Genomic DNA, 13,869 nt, shown 5'->3' with positions numbered 1-13,869 from the left:
ACCGCCCGGCTCGGTAGGATCGCGACCGCGTACGACGGAAGGCGATCATGGCGGACAGTCCCCTCAGGCCCAGCTCGTTGATCAACACGGTCTACGGGGCGTTCCTGCGCCGCCTCGGCGGCTGGATCTCGGTTGCCGACCTGATCACCCTGATGTCCGAACTGGACGTCGACGGCCCGGCGGCGCGCTCGGCGATCTCCCGGCTCAAGAAGAAGGGCGTACTCGAACCGGAGCGCCGCGGCGCCACCGGCTACCGGCTGAGCCCGGGCGCGCGACCCGTCTTCGACGAGGGTGACCGGCGCATCTTCGGCAGCCTGGAACCGGCCAAGCTGAGCGACGGCTGGGCGATGGCCGTCTTCTCGGTACCCGAGTCCGAGCGGTCGTACCGCTACCAGCTGCGCACCCGGCTGACCTGGCTCGGCTTCGGCAATATCGCCCCCGGTGTGTGGCTGGCACCCGGCCGGCTCCTCGGCGACGCCCGTGACATGCTGATCCGGCTCGGACTCAGCGACTACGTGCATCTGTTCGCCGCGGACTACGCCGCGTTCAGCGACCTGCCCGAGACGGTCAGCTCGTGGTGGGACTTCCCGGCGATCCAGGCGCAGTACGCCACGTTCACCGATGCGTACGGCCCCGTCGCCGCCGGACTCGAGCAGCAGCGCGACATCGACGGCGCCGAGGCCTTCCGCCACTACGTCCCGATGCTCACCCAATGGCGCCGACTGCCCTACCTCGATCCCGGCCTGCCCGGAGAGCTCCTCCCCGCGGACTGGAACGCGGTCGCCGCGCGCCGGATCTTCCAGCAGCTGCACGAGGTACTCGCCACGCCGAGCCTGCTGCACGTACAGCAGGTCACCGGTCTGGCGGAGGAGGAGGCCTAAGCGTCGGCCAGGGGCTCCCGCGTGGTCAAAGACCCGCGTGTCACCCGTCCGCAGCCGTGTCGGTTGTCGCCCTGCGTCAGGACCGAGCACCACAATCGCCTCGTTCGGGGGCGGGGGTTCTCGGTACAGGAGGCATGAGCGGTGGTCCTCTCACGACGCGATCTGATGCAGGGCGCCGCGGCCGGCGGGCTCCTGCTCGGCTTCCCCGGGCTCGCCGCCCCCTTCGAGGCCTCGGCCGCTCCGGCCGCGCGACCGCTCCTCGACCGGGTCGGCGAGGTCTGCGCCCGGCTCGCCCCCAAGGGCTGGCGGTCCCTGCTGCTCGCCGTCTCCCGCGGCACCCTCGACATCGGCGCCCCCGATCTCGCCGAGGCCCTGGCCCGCCCGATCGCGGATCTCGACCGCACCGTACCGGGCTTCGCGGACTTCGCCCCGGGCCTTGCCGTCCGCGGGATCGAGCCCGGCAGTCCGGCCCGCAGCCTGCTCTACCACGCGCTCGCCTCGGCGGAGGTACTCACCGACGGGGAGGGGCGGTCGCTGGGCGCCTTTCCCGCCCTGGCCGAGATCGAGGCGGTGGAGGACTACGTCTACGGAGTCCGCCCGCCCACGCTCGACCGGCTGCGCGAGATCGCCGGCGACAACGCGCTGGGGGTCGTCGTCCTCGCGGTGGACTACCGGGCCGCGACCGGTTCCGTACACGGCCGCCACGCCGACCTGTGCTTCTCCCGCACGGGCATCGCCCGTATGGGCACCGTCGATCCGTTCTACGACGCCCGGGCACGGCAGTTCACTCCTGCGGACCCCAAGCGGCCGTTCGTCTTCCGTACGGTGCCGCAGCGCTTCGCCCCGTACATCGCGATGCAGGTCACCGGCGCCGACAGCCGCCTGTTCGGGCCGCGGGACACCGTGTCCGGCGACGACGAGCGCTCCTTCTGGGTGCCCCTGCACAAGCTCTTCGGCGGCCCCGAGTGCATCGAGGGCCTCGACCTCTCCGTCACGCTGGGCTCCCACCTGGTCAACGAGAAGCTCAAGCACATGCACTTGTTCCTGCGGGAGCAGGGCTATCCGACCGACTGGACCGGCAAGGCCCTGGAGCAGTACCCGTTCGTCATCCGCGGCGAGCGCATCGCCTCGCTCCTGCCGCCACCCCGGCACGGCTCGGGAGTCCTGGGCCCGCGCCCGGCGCCGTTCGCGAACCGCGCGCGGTTCAGGGACCAGTGGCTGAGCTTCAACGTGTCGAGCGACCTCGTGGGCGATCCGGGAATCCTCTACTTCTCCTCCGTGCAGCTCATCCCGGGATCGCTCGAGACCGAGCCGACCTATCTCGAAGGCACCGCCCCGGACAACGACCGCCGCGCGCCCGAGTACGTCAACATCCGGCACCGGCTCAACCCGGACGGATCCCTCGACGACCTGAACCTCGACCCGGACATGGACCGGATCATCCGGGAGGGCGGTTACCGGGCGCAGCACTACATCGACTTCGCCGGGGACGGGAGCGTGGCCGTGCGCTGCCCCCAGCTCGAAGCGGAGATCGACACGTTCAAGCCGGCGTTCTGCAGCGTGGCCCCGCCCGACTTCTTCCCCCTGGTCAACCAGCGTGACCTGGTGGCCTGGTGGCGGGAGAAGGTACCGGCGGCGGTCCGTGCCGCGCTGTGGGCGGTTCCGCCCCGGCCGCTGTCGGAGTTCCGGTTCGCCGGCGACATCAGACTGCCGTCCGGTTTCGACATCTACGACGACACGCTCACCGCGGTCGTCGGCCAGCCGGCGCCCGGCGAGCCGGTACCCCGGCAGCTCGACGCCGACGCCCGGGGGCGCTACTCGGGGCTGCCGGACTCGGCCGCCGGCGTCACCGACCCCGGCTGGGAGGTCAGCCAGGGGCTGGTCTACAACGAGCCGGGCCTGCCCCTGCAGCGGTACATGCAGTCGTACAGCCTCGGCACACCGTTCCTGGAGGACGTCAAGCTGTGCGCGGCGCTGGGCAGTTACTGGCCGGCGGCCGCGCCCGACGGCACGCGTACCTTCACGCCGCTCAAGGACGCCCCCGGGTTCCCGTACCCGTGGCCGACGGTCGTGCCGCTGACGGACGCCGAGATCGGCATGGAGCCCGTCCCCGGACTCGGCCACGTGCCCTGGGACGGCATCCGCGGGCCGCGGCTGGAGACGGTCGGCGGCCGGGAGGCGGTCGTCTACCAGGACATCGACCGCGCCGACTACATCACCACCATGGACCGGCTCTCCGCCCACCTGACCGCGCGCGTCGACCTGGCCGAGACCAAGGCCCGGGTCCTGGCCATGGAATCCGTCTACTGGAGCCTGGGCATCCACGACCCCGAGTTCGTCACCCGGTTCGGTGACCGTGCGGTGATCGAGATCCTCAAGGCGAAGTCCGCCTGGGCCGTGCTGTCCTTCCGTACGGCCGGCCCCGCCGATCCCGATCTGGTGGCGGCCCAGCAGGCCACGGGCGGCCGCCTGACCGGGCCGCACCGCTACCGCGTCGTCATCTACCGGCCCGGTGCGGAGACCCGCCACCCCACCGACATCCAGAAGGTCGTGGTGCAGATCGAAGAGCGGGTGCTGGCCTTCACCGACGGGGCGGCGGTGCTGCTGAGCAGGGACGGAGGACCGTGGCGGCTCGACCGGTCGATGCCGACGTCCTGATCGCGGGCGCGGGCCCGGCGGGATGCGCGGCCGCGATCGTCTGCGCGGCCGGCGGCCTGCGCACCGTACTCGCCGACCGCGCCGCCGGACCGCGGGCCCGGCCCGGCGAAGCGCTGCACCCGGGAGTCGAATCCCTGCTGCGGCGCCTCGTGCCCGAGGGCTTCGACCGGGTGGTGGGCGCCCGCCACGAAGGGATCTCGGTGGGCTGGGGCCGGGCACCGTCGTTCGAGCCGTTCGGCCGGGATCCGGACGGGCCGTGGCGCGGCTTCCAGGTGGACCGGCAGGGCCTGGACGCGCTGCTGCTCGAGCGAGCCCGCGGACTCGGCGTCGACGTCCGGCCGTCCTGCCGGGTCCTGGCACCGCTGCTGGACGGCGACGCCGTGGTGGGCGCCCACACCCGGGAGGCCGGACCGATCCGGGCGCGCACCGTCATCGATGCCACGGGCTCCGCCCGCTGGCTGGGCCGCGCGCTGGGCGTCGCCCCCCAGGTGCGGTCGCCGCGGCTGCTGATCCAGTACGGCTATGCCGCGGGCTCCTGCCCCACCCGGGACGCGGCGCCCGCGATCGTCGCCGACGGCACCGGCTGGACATGGACCGCGAGGGTCGGGGCGACGCGCTACCAGTGGATGAGGCTGGACTTCGTCCCCGTCCAGCGGTCCCGGACCTGGCTGCCCGACGAGTTCGCCCGCCTGACACCGCAGGGCACCGCCCGGGCCGCGGACGTGACCTGGCGGCTTTCCCCGGCGGCGGCCGGGCCGGGCTGGTTCGCCGTCGGCGACGCGGCCGCCCGGCTCGACCCGGCCTCCTCCCACGGCGTGCTGCGCGCCCTGCTCTCGGGCTGGACGGCGGGCTGCGCCACGGCTGCGGCGCTGGACGGCGCGCTGGATCCGCGCGAGGCGGCGGCGATGTACCAGGGCTGGCTGCACTCCGGCTTCGAGCAGGACATCGCACGCCTGGCGGGCATGTACGCCGAACTGGGCGCGCGCGGCTTCGGCTGACGCCGGGGCCGGCCGGGCCACTCCATGGCCCTCGGCGCTCAGTGCTCCTCGCCCGCGACGAGGAGTTCACCCACCGTCTCGGTGAGGACGGCGCGGGCGGGGGCAGGCATGCCCGCGTCGGTCACGAACCAGTCGGCCTGATCGAGTGCGGCGAAACCGCTGAGCCCGACCACCCCCCACTTGGTGTGGTCGGCCACGACGGCGACCCGCCGTGCCGAGGCGACCAGCGCCCGGTTGGTCTGGGCCTCCATGAGGTTGGGGGTGGTCAGCCCGGCCTCCTCCGCCACCCCGTGCGCGCCGAGGACGAGCAGGTCCACGTGGAGGGAACCGATCACCAGATCGGCGAGCGGGCCGACCAGCGCGGCCGAGGGGGTGGGGGAGCCGCCGGTGAGCAGCAGGGTGGGGGCCCCGGCCCGGCCATCGCGGCCGGCGGCCCGCACCAGCTCCGCCACCGGAAGGGAGTTGGTGACGATCGTGAGCCGCGGGACGCCGAGCAGCCGGGCGGCGACCGCGTGCGCGGTGGTGCCGCCCGAGATCGCGACCACGCTGCCCGGTTCGACCAGGGTGGCGGCCGTGTCCGCGATGGCGGCCTTGGCGTCCCCCTCCAGATCGGACTTCTCGTCGAATCCGGGCTCGTGCCCGCTGGCCCCGGCCGGGGCGACGGCCCCGCCGTAGACCTTCTCCACGACTCCGCGCCGGGCGAGGGCGTCCAGGTCCCGGCGGATGGTCATGTCCGAGACACCGAGCTGACCGACCAGGTCCGCCACCCGGACCGCGCCGTCGCGCCGGACCGCGTCCAGGATGAGCGCGCGTCGCTGGTGGGCCAGTTGGGCAGTCTGCTCGGCCACGGGTCACGCTCCCGGTATCGGCGAATCCGGTCAGAAGGCAGCAAGATAACACGGCCATGCTGTTGAAGTGTGAGGAAAAGCGGGCATCAGCCTGGCGAATGATGTTTGAAGATGTTTATTCTTGGTGGGTGAAGAAGACCCTCGCGAAACTCGCGGACGGCCGCGAACTGATCTACTTCGACACCGACGAGAGCGCCGCGCGCGATGCGCCCGACCTGCGCCCGCTGGACCGCGTGCGCAGCCACCCGGAACTGCGGCGGGACGAGGCGACCGGTGACTGGATCACGATCGCCTCCCACCGGCAGGACCGCACCTACCGGCCGCCCGCCGGGGCATGTCCGCTCTGTCCCTCCCGGGACGGCCGGCTCAGTGAAATCCCCGCCGCCGACTACGAGGTGGCCGTCTTCGAGAACCGCTTCCCCTCCCTCGCCGGCGGCGCCGGACGCTGCGAGGTCGTGTGCTTCACCCCGGAGCACGAGGCACGCTTCGCCGACCTCACCCCGGCCGCCGCCCGCCTGGTTCTGGACGCGTGGACCGACCGCACCGCGGAGCTCTCCGCGCTCGAGGGCGTGGAGCAGGTGTACTGCTTCGAGAACCGGGGCGCCGAGATCGGGGTGACCCTCGCCCACCCGCACGGCCAGATCTACGCCTTCCCCTTCGCCACCCCGCGCACCGCCAAGATGACCGCCGCCGCGGCCGCCCACCGCGCCGCCACCGGACGCAACCTCTTCGAGGACCTCCTCTCCGGCGCCCGTGCCGCCACCGAGCGGGTGGTGACGGCCGGGGAGCACTGGACCGCCTTCGTGCCCTACGCCGCCCGCTGGCCGTACGAGGTGCACCTCTACCCGCACCGCCGCGTCCCCGACCTGACCTGCCTGACCGAGGCGGAGCGGGCCGAGTTCCCGGGCATCTACCTCGACCTGCTGCGCCGCTTCGACCGGCTGTTCCTCCTGCCCGGGCAGGAGGAGCGGGCGGCCCCCGCGCCGTACATCTCGGCCTGGCACCAGGCCCCCCGTACCGAGGGCGCGGAACTGGCCCTGCACCTGGAACTGTTCACGGTCCGCCGGACCCCGGACAAGCTCAAGTTCCTCGCCGGGACGGAGTCCGGGATGGAAGCCTTCATGAACGACGTGGCCCCCGAGACGGCCGCGCGGCAGCTGCGGGAGGCCCGGTCGTGAACCACACGGACCAGTGGGACGACGGCAGCCGGGCGGACCGGGTCGCCGGCACCTTCGGCCGGCTCTTCGGCGGCCCCCCGGACGGGGTGTGGGCGGCTCCGGGCCGGGTCAACCTGATCGGCGAACACACCGACTACAACGACGGGTTCGCCCTCCCGATGGCCCTCCCGCAGACCACGCTGCTCGCCGCCCGCGCCCGTACGGACGGGCGGCTGCGGCTGCACAGCGCGCAGGGCGACGGCCGGGTCACCGACCTGACGGTGGCCGCACTGGTCCCCGGCGCCGTGACGAACTGGGTCTCCTACCCGGCCGGCGTGGTCTGGGCGCTCACCGAGGCGGGACACCCGGTCGGGGGCGCTGACCTCCACTTCGACAGCACGGTGCCCACCGGTGCCGGACTCTCCTCCTCCGCCGCGCTGGAGTGCGCGGTCGCGGTCGCATACGACGAGCTGTACGGGCTGGGCCTGCCCGGGCCCGAACTGGCCCGGATCGCCCAGCGCGCGGAGAACGCCTTCGCGGGCGTTCCCTGCGGGATCATGGACCAGATGGCCTCCGTCTGCTGCACCGCGGGGGCCGCCCTTCAGCTCGACGCACGAACCCCGGAGCACCACCGGCAGGTGCCCTTCGACCTCCGTGGGCAGGGTCTGCGGCTGCTGGTGATCGACACCCGCGTCAGCCACGACCTCGGCGACGGGGCGTACGCCGCCCTGCGGGCGGGCTGCGAACGCGCGGCCGCGCTGCTCGGCCTGCCCGCCCTGCGCGATCTGCCCGCCGGGGACCTGCCGGGGGCCCTGCAGGCCCTGCCGGCGGAACTCGCGCCCCTGGTCCGCCATGTGGTGACCGAGAACGCCCGGGTCACGGAAGCCGTCTCCCGGCTGCGGGAGGGCGATGTCGCTGCCCTCGGCCCGATCCTCACCACCGGGCACGCCTCGCTCCGCGACGACTACCGCGTCTCCTGCCCGGAGACCGACCTCGCCGTGACCGCCGCGCTGGGCGCCGGGGCACTCGGCGCACGGATGACGGGGGCGGCTTCGGGGGCTCCGTCATCGCGCTGGTGGAGGCCGGGCGGGAGAGCGAGGTGGGCGGGTCCGTCACGGCCGCCTTCGGCGCCGCCGGCCACCGCCTCCCGCGCATCCTCTCCGTCACCCCGGCCGAGGGAGCCCGCCGCCTCGCGCCCGCGCCCGGGCCGCGGTAGCCGGGGCTGCCGGAGCAGGGGTGCGGCGGCCTCCGCTCCGGCAGCGCTTCACCCCTTCGGCGGGGCCGTGTTCCGCAGATACGGCAGCCGGGCCAAGGGCGCGTCGATCCATACCGTTGCCGGGCCCGCGTACGACCGGCCGTCGTCGGCCAGCCACGTGCCCGGCGGGATCAGGACCTCACGCCCGTCCGCGCCCTTGGCCACCACCGGAGCCACCATCAGGGTGTCGCCCAGCATGAACTGGTCGGCGACCCCCGCGTAGCCCTGGTGGGGGAAGGCCCATTCGAGCGGGCGCTGGACCGGTTCGCCCGTGGCCGCGGCGTGCGCGGCGAGAGCGAGGATCTCCGGCGCGAGCTCGGTGTGCAGGCGGGCCGCCGCGCGGACGATGGCGAGGTTCTCGGGGAGAGCACGCGCCAGGGCGCCGCGGAGAACTGCATCATGGGGAACAGCGCGGCGATCTGGGCGTAGCGGACGAACAGCTCCTCGTCGAAGCCCTCGCCGTCCTCGCCCGGGACGAAGCGGAACTCGCCGCCGCCGATCATGTCGGGACAGGTGAACGCATGGCCGGTCAGGGCCTGGGCCAGGGCGTTCGGGATCAGGCTCGCCAGCCCGAAGCGCCCCTCCCACAGGTGGTACTTGTCCTGCTGGCGCTGTGCGAGCGGCAGACCCGCGGCGCGCCACGCGTCACGGAACTCGTTGAGCGGCCAGTCGGCACCGAAGCGGTTCCAGGCATGGGTGTACGCCTCCGGGTCCGCACACCCCAGCGAGCGCCACCAGGGCGCGTCGCCGCCGTCGAACTTGAACCCGTCGATGCCGATGCCGTCCCGCAGGGCTTCCAGGCGGCCGGTCAGCCACGCCCGTGCCCGCGGATCGAGCAGATCGAGGCCGGCGCTCCAGCCGTTCCACCACGAAGCGACCTTGGCCCGCCCGTCCGCACCGGCAGCGGTGTCGCGGATCAGCAGGCCCTGGTCGCCCAGCTGTCGCGCCGTGGGGGAGTCCGGGGTCACGTAGGGCACGAGCCACAGCATCACCTTGAAGCCGAGCCGGTGGAGCCGGGCGACCATGCCCGCCGGATCGGGGAAGCGGCCGGGATGGAAGGTCCAGTCCCCGTAGTCGTTGCTCCACCGGTCGTCGATCATCAGCACGCCGGGCGGAAAGCCTTCCGCGAGCAGGCGCTCCGCGTACGCCAGCACCTTCGCCTGGGTCGGCTCGAAAACCGTCTCGATCCACAGGTTGTACTGCGGTGCGCCGAAGAGCAGGGGGTCCGGCATCGTGCCGGACGGAGGGTAGTGGCGGGTGATCGCGTGGCGGTACGCCCCGCGCAGATCGCCGTGCCCTTCCCCGTGCTCGATGACCGCGTCCGGTTCGTGCGAGTGCGCGGTCAGCCGCCCGCCGGAGATCGTGAAGGCGAAGGTGCGCTCGCTGTGCACCCAGCGGCCGCGGTCGGACAGCAGGAGCGGCATGCCCTGGTTGGCGAGCACGTCACGCAGGTCGAAGCCGTAGCCGTCGGGGAACGGCATGTGCCGCCCTTCGGCGACCGCTCCGCCCCACCAGCGTTCCCCGTCGAGCAGGGCGAGTTCGAGTGTCGTCATACCTCTGGGGTTTCTCCTGGAAGTGGACCGCCGTGAACTACTTGATGGTGAACCCTTGTTCCTTCCCGTACGTCTTCACCCGCTCCTGCCAGGTGGCCAGCGCGCCGGGCAGGTTCCCGCCGGGCTGGAGGGCCTGGCCGACGGAGTCCTTGAAGACGCTGTTCGCGTACACCTGGAACGGCAGGTACTGCCAGCCGGGCCGCACCGCCTTCGACATGTCGGCGAAGATCTCGTTCGGCTTGCTGCCGGGGAAGAACGGCACCTCGGAGCCGCGGAAGCCGGGGTCGTCGAGCAGCACCTTGGTCGCGGGGAACAGGCCGACCTCGGAGTTGAGGGACCGGACGGCTTCCGGGTCGGAGCCCATCCACTGGGCGAAGGCGACCGACGCCTCCTTGTTCTTCGCGTGCGTGGTGACCGCGACCGACGAGCCGCCGTTCTCCGCGCTGGCACCGCCCGGCATGGGGGCGACCGACCACTGGCCCCTGCTCTGCGGGATGTTCTGCTCCAGTACCGCGGGCGCCCACGCGCCGGCCAGCCAAGTCGCGTACTTCCCGGAGGACATGGACTTCCACCACTCGTCGTTCCAGCTCGTGGTGGAGTCCACCAGCTTGTTCTCGATCAGCGGGCCCCAGGTGTCGGCGTAGGCCTTGGCGCCGGCGTCGTCCTTGAGATCGACCGTGACGTCGGTGGCGCCGTTCACGGTGTACGGCTTGCCGCCGAAGTCCCAGATCAGGCTGTTGGAGGTGCCCGCGTCGCCGGGGTCCACGTACGTGATGTGGACGCTCGGATCGGTGTCGCGGATCTTCTTGGCGAGCGCGCTGTACTCCTCCCACGTGGCCGGCGGCTTCGCACCGAACCGGTCGAGGATGTCCTTGCGGTAGAACATCGCCATCGGCCCGGTGTCCTGGGGTATGCCGTAGATCCCACCCGCGAGGCTCACCTGGGACCAGGCCGAGTCGGCGAACTTGTCCTTCAGGCCGGCCGAGCCGTAGTCGGAGAGGTTGGCCAGGGATTTGGTCATCGCGAACTGGGGGAGTGCGAAGTATTCGATCTGCACGACGTCGGGGGCGCCCTCGCCCGCCTTGAGCGTGGTGGTCAGCTTGGTGTACTCGTCCTTGGAGCGGCCCGCGTTGACGAGGTTGACCTTGACCTTCGGGTACTTCTTCTCGAACAGCGCGACCGTCTTGTCGATGTTCGGGACCCAGGTCCAGAAGGTGATCTCGGCGGGCTCGTCCAGTGCGGCCCGCACGGCCGCGGGGTCGGCCTTCCGGCCACCGTCGGAGGTGCCGGAGCCGCCGCCACATGCGGTGAGGGAGAGGGTGAGGGCCGCGAGCGTGCCCGCGGTGAGGGTGCGGGTGAGAGCCGACAGCCGCAGGAACCTGCTCATGTCGAATCCTTTCTTCGGTACGAAACGGGAGGGCCCGGCCTACTGCTTGACGCCGCCGGCGGCCAGCCCCGACTGCCAGAACCGCTGGAGGAAGAGGAACGCGACGATCAGCGGGACGATCGCCAGCAGGCTGCCGGTGATCACCAGAGGGAGGATCGGTATGGCACCCGCGCCGGCGCCGCCCTGTGCGAGCGAGTCCCACTGGCGCAGCCCCACCGTGAGGGGGAACAGCTCGGGGTCGTTGAGCACGATCAGCGGCAGGAAGTAGTTGTTCCAGGTGGCGACGAGCGTGAACAGCAGCACCGTGACGAATCCGGGAGCCAGCAGGCGCAGCGAGATGGTGAGGAAGATCCGCAGTTCTCCGGCTCCGTCGATGCGTGCGGCCTCCAGCATCGCGTCCGGAACGGCCTCGGACGCGTACACCCGCATCAGATAGAGCCCGAAAGGACTGGCGAGGGAGGGCAGGAGGACCGCCCACGGTGTGTTGACGATGCCCATGTCACTGAACAGCAGGTACGTCGGGACCGCGAGTGCGGACGCCGGGATCGAGATCGCCCCGATGACGAGGGCGGACAGCACCCGGCGGCCCGCGAACGCGTACTTGGCCAGTGCGTACCCGCCCATCGTCGCGATGACCGAGGCTCCGCCCGCCCCGACCACCGCGTAGAGCAGGGTGTTGCCGAACCAGCGCAGGTATATCCCGTCGTCGTAGGTGAAGACGTCCCGGACGTTGTCGAACAGGTGGAAGCCGTCCCCGAACCACAGGCCGGGCGAGTCGAACAGGGTCTGGTTGGACTTCGTCGCGCTGATCGCGAGCCAGAGCAAGGGGATCAGTGTGTACGCGAGCATCAGGCCCATCGCCACGGTCAAGGCGGTGGACCTGCCCGGACGGCGCCGGCGGGGTGCGGCGGCGGTCACAGCATGCGCTCCCTTCGGGCGGTCGTGCGCTGGACCGCGTACGCGACGATCACGGTCACCAGGCCGAGCAGCACCGCGACGGCGGCCGAGTAGTTGAACTGGCGCCCGTCGAAGGCGAGGCTGTAGGCGTACATGTTGGGGGTGTAGTTCGTGGAGACGGCGGCAGGCGCCAGGGACTGCAGCACGCTCGGCTCGTTGAAGAGCTGGAAGCTGCCGATCACCGAGAACGTCGTGGCCAGCAGCAGGGCGGGGCGCAGGGCCGGCAGTTTGATGCTGAACGCCTTGCGGACGGCTCCGGCGCCGTCGACCTCGGCCGCCTCGTACAGCTCCTCGGGGATGGAGCGCAGCGCCGCGTAGAGGATCAGCATGTTGTAGCCGACGTACGACCACGTGACGATGTTGCCGATCGACGCGAGCATCCAGCTCTCGGAGAGCAGGTCGGGCACCTCGATGTGCAACAGGTCGCCGATCTCGCCGGCCAGGCCGAAGCGGTCGCCGTACAGGTAGCCCCACATGAGGGCCGCGACCACACCGGGAACGGCGTAGGGGACGAAGATGCCGATCCGGAACAGCCCTGGCGCACGCAGCCGCCCACTGTCGATCGCGAGGGCGGCCACCAGCGCGAGGCCGAGCATGAGCGGCACCTGGATCGCGAAGAAGAGTGCGACGCGGCCGAGGCCGGCATGGAACAGATTGTCCTTGAACGCCTTGGTGTAGTTGTCCAGCCCGGTGAAGACCATCCCGCCGATCATGCGTTCCTGATAGAGGCTCAGGTTGACCGAGTACGCCAGCGGGGCGACGACCCCGATGACGAAGACGCAGAGGAACGGCAGGAGGAACGCGTGGGCGGTGAGGTTGCGCCGGACGGCGCCGCGTTTCACGGGTAAGACCTCCGATGCGTGTTAGCGCAAACATGGTGGCGCGGTTCGGAAGTGTGTCGACAGCCCTCGGCGAGTGTCAAGAGTTTTGACCGACTGATCTGTCGCATCGTCAGTTTCCCTTAATTTCAAGGGATTTCGAGGATGTGAAGGATGGCGAAAAGTCTGCCGGCCAGGCCGAAGCGGCTCGGTTGCCTGTTGACCAACGCGGCATGTTCGCGCAAACATGAAGCGGGTCAGGAAGATGCCCGGGCAGCACCGTGCGAGAGGAACTGCACCATGGCGAAGGATGGGCAGCGACCACGCAAGTCCCGTTCCCCGGCTGCGGATCGCCCCAGGCCCCCGTCGATGGCGGATGTCGCGGCCATGGCAGGAGTCTCGGCGCAGACCGTCTCCCGCGTGGTCAACGCGACCGCCCGCGTCGACGACGCGACCCGCGATCGGGTCGTCCGGGCCGTCCGCATGCTCGGGTACCGCCCCAACACCGCGGCCCGGGCGCTGGCCACCGGCAAGTTCCGGACGATCGGCGTCATCAGCTTCGACCTCACGGCGCACGGAAACGCACGCACGCTGGATTCGATCGTCTCCGCCGTGCAGTCCACCGAGTACTCGGTCAACGTGGTCGTCCCGCAGGCGCAGACCGAGGAGGCGGTGCTCGAAGCGTTCCGGAGGCTGAGCGGTCATGCGGTCGACGGGGTCATCGTGAACGAGGCGCAGATCCTGGCCGGTTCGCTGATGATCCCCCTGGGGCTGCCGGTCGTGGTCGTCGACGGCGGCGACGACCACCGCTACCCCGGCGTGCACACCGACCATGCGGCCGGTGCGGAGATCGCCGTGAACCACCTGCTGGGGCTCGGTCACACCACGGTGTGGCACCTGGCCGGCCCACAGGACTCCCACCCCGCGCGCCGCCGCGCCGAGGCATGGCAGCGTGCCCTCCAGGCCGCGGGCGCACCTGTCCCGCCGGCCGTCCACGGTGACTGGAGTGCCGAGAGCGGATACCGGGCAGGCCGGGAACTCGCCGGCCGGCCGGAGGTCACCGCGGTGTTCGCCGCCAACGACCAGATGGCGCTCGGGCTGGTCCGGGCGCTGCGCGAGGCGGGGCGTTCGGTTCCGGAGGACGTGAGCGTGATCGGGTTCGACAACATCGCCGAATCCGCCTACTTCCTCCCGCCGCTGACCACCGTGGACCAGGACCTCTCCCGGGTCGGTGCGGCCTGCGTGCACCGGCTCCTGAGCCAGATCGAGGGCGCCGCGCCGACGGACTCGTCCGTCGTGTCGGTCATGCCGACCCTGGTGGAGCGTGACAGCGCGGCGCCGCCGCGGATCTGACCGA

The 13,869-nt window shown here is 71.7% G+C and carries 10 protein-coding genes and 2 pseudogenes; 6 read left to right on the top strand and 6 right to left on the bottom strand.

Annotated elements, in window-relative coordinates:
• Nucleotides 1–47 precede the first annotated feature (47 nt).
• From JIW86_RS08575 to JIW86_RS08565, 3 genes are all read left to right on the top strand, one after another.
• Nucleotides 48–881, top strand: a complete 834-nt coding sequence (locus JIW86_RS08575; protein ID WP_257553231.1) for a PaaX family transcriptional regulator C-terminal domain-containing protein — start codon at nucleotides 48–50, stop codon at nucleotides 879–881.
• A gap of 141 nt (nucleotides 882–1,022) precedes the next feature.
• Entirely contained in the window at nucleotides 1,023–3,539 is a 2,517-nt protein-coding gene (locus JIW86_RS08570) for a twin-arginine translocation signal domain-containing protein (protein WP_257553230.1), read from the top strand.
• Nucleotides 3,506–4,537 (top strand): NAD(P)/FAD-dependent oxidoreductase, encoded by a 1,032-nt coding sequence (locus JIW86_RS08565; protein WP_257553229.1) that lies wholly within the window; start codon nucleotides 3,506–3,508, stop codon nucleotides 4,535–4,537. Before JIW86_RS08570 ends, JIW86_RS08565 begins: the two co-directional genes overlap by 34 nt.
• A gap of 38 nt (nucleotides 4,538–4,575) precedes the next feature.
• Here JIW86_RS08565 and JIW86_RS08560 read toward each other — a convergent pair whose 3' ends face one another.
• A complete protein-coding gene (locus JIW86_RS08560) occupies nucleotides 4,576–5,385 on the bottom strand; it encodes a DeoR/GlpR family DNA-binding transcription regulator (protein ID WP_215141690.1) in 810 nt (269 codons plus the stop codon).
• 128 nt (nucleotides 5,386–5,513) lie between these two features.
• Here JIW86_RS08560 and galT point away from each other — a divergent pair, with 128 nt between their 5' ends.
• Nucleotides 5,514–6,563 carry a galactose-1-phosphate uridylyltransferase gene (gene galT, locus JIW86_RS08555; protein ID WP_257553228.1) on the top strand — a complete coding sequence of 350 codons (1,050 nt, stop codon included), beginning with the start codon at nucleotides 5,514–5,516 and terminating at the stop codon, nucleotides 6,561–6,563.
• Nucleotides 6,560–7,758, top strand: a pseudogene (galK, locus tag JIW86_RS08550) (galactokinase). Before galT ends, galK begins: the two are co-directional and overlap by 4 nt.
• 48 nt (nucleotides 7,759–7,806) lie before the next feature.
• Here galK and JIW86_RS42135 read toward each other — a convergent pair.
• The 5 genes and pseudogenes from JIW86_RS42135 to JIW86_RS08525 all read right to left on the bottom strand — a co-directional run bounded on the left by JIW86_RS42135 (nucleotide 7,807) and on the right by JIW86_RS08525 (nucleotide 12,536).
• Entirely contained in the window at nucleotides 7,807–8,100 is a 294-nt protein-coding gene (locus tag JIW86_RS42135) for a hypothetical protein (protein ID WP_416237670.1), read from the bottom strand.
• An 89-nt stretch (nucleotides 8,101–8,189) separates the two neighbouring features.
• Nucleotides 8,190–9,029 (bottom strand): annotated as a pseudogene (locus tag JIW86_RS42130) (glycoside hydrolase family 31 protein); the annotation flags it as partial.
• A 358-nt stretch (nucleotides 9,030–9,387) separates the two neighbouring features.
• Nucleotides 9,388–10,737, bottom strand: a complete 1,350-nt coding sequence (locus tag JIW86_RS08535; RefSeq protein WP_257553225.1) for an ABC transporter substrate-binding protein — start codon at nucleotides 10,735–10,737, stop codon at nucleotides 9,388–9,390.
• 39 nt (nucleotides 10,738–10,776) lie between these two features.
• On the bottom strand, nucleotides 10,777–11,655 hold the full coding sequence (locus JIW86_RS08530) for a carbohydrate ABC transporter permease (protein WP_406365657.1): 879 nt from the start codon (nucleotides 11,653–11,655) through the stop codon (nucleotides 10,777–10,779).
• Nucleotides 11,652–12,536: a carbohydrate ABC transporter permease gene (locus JIW86_RS08525; RefSeq protein ID WP_257553224.1), complete on the bottom strand. Its 885-nt coding sequence runs from the start codon at nucleotides 12,534–12,536 to the stop codon at nucleotides 11,652–11,654. The genes JIW86_RS08530 and JIW86_RS08525 overlap by 4 nt, the downstream gene beginning before the upstream one ends.
• A 345-nt stretch (nucleotides 12,537–12,881) precedes the next feature.
• On the opposite strand from JIW86_RS08525, the gene JIW86_RS08520 reads away from it, so the two are divergent.
• On the top strand, nucleotides 12,882–13,865 hold the full coding sequence (locus JIW86_RS08520) for a LacI family DNA-binding transcriptional regulator (RefSeq protein WP_257553223.1): 984 nt from the start codon (nucleotides 12,882–12,884) through the stop codon (nucleotides 13,863–13,865).
• Nucleotides 13,866–13,869: the final 4 nt, after the last annotated feature.

The organism is Streptomyces sp. NBC_00162, assembly GCF_024611995.1.
Lineage (GTDB): Bacteria > Actinomycetota > Actinomycetes > Streptomycetales > Streptomycetaceae > Streptomyces.
This window is presented reverse-complemented; position numbering and strand designations above follow the sequence as displayed.

Coding starts and splice junctions, on each gene's coding strand:
- JIW86_RS08535 (WP_257553225.1), bottom strand. CDS start 10,737: ATGAGCAGGTTCCTGCGGCTGTCGGCTCTCACCCGCACCCTCACCGCG.
- JIW86_RS08520 (WP_257553223.1), top strand. CDS start 12,882: ATGGCGGATGTCGCGGCCATGGCAGGAGTCTCGGCGCAGACCGTCTCC.
- JIW86_RS08575 (WP_257553231.1), top strand. CDS start 48: ATGGCGGACAGTCCCCTCAGGCCCAGCTCGTTGATCAACACGGTCTAC.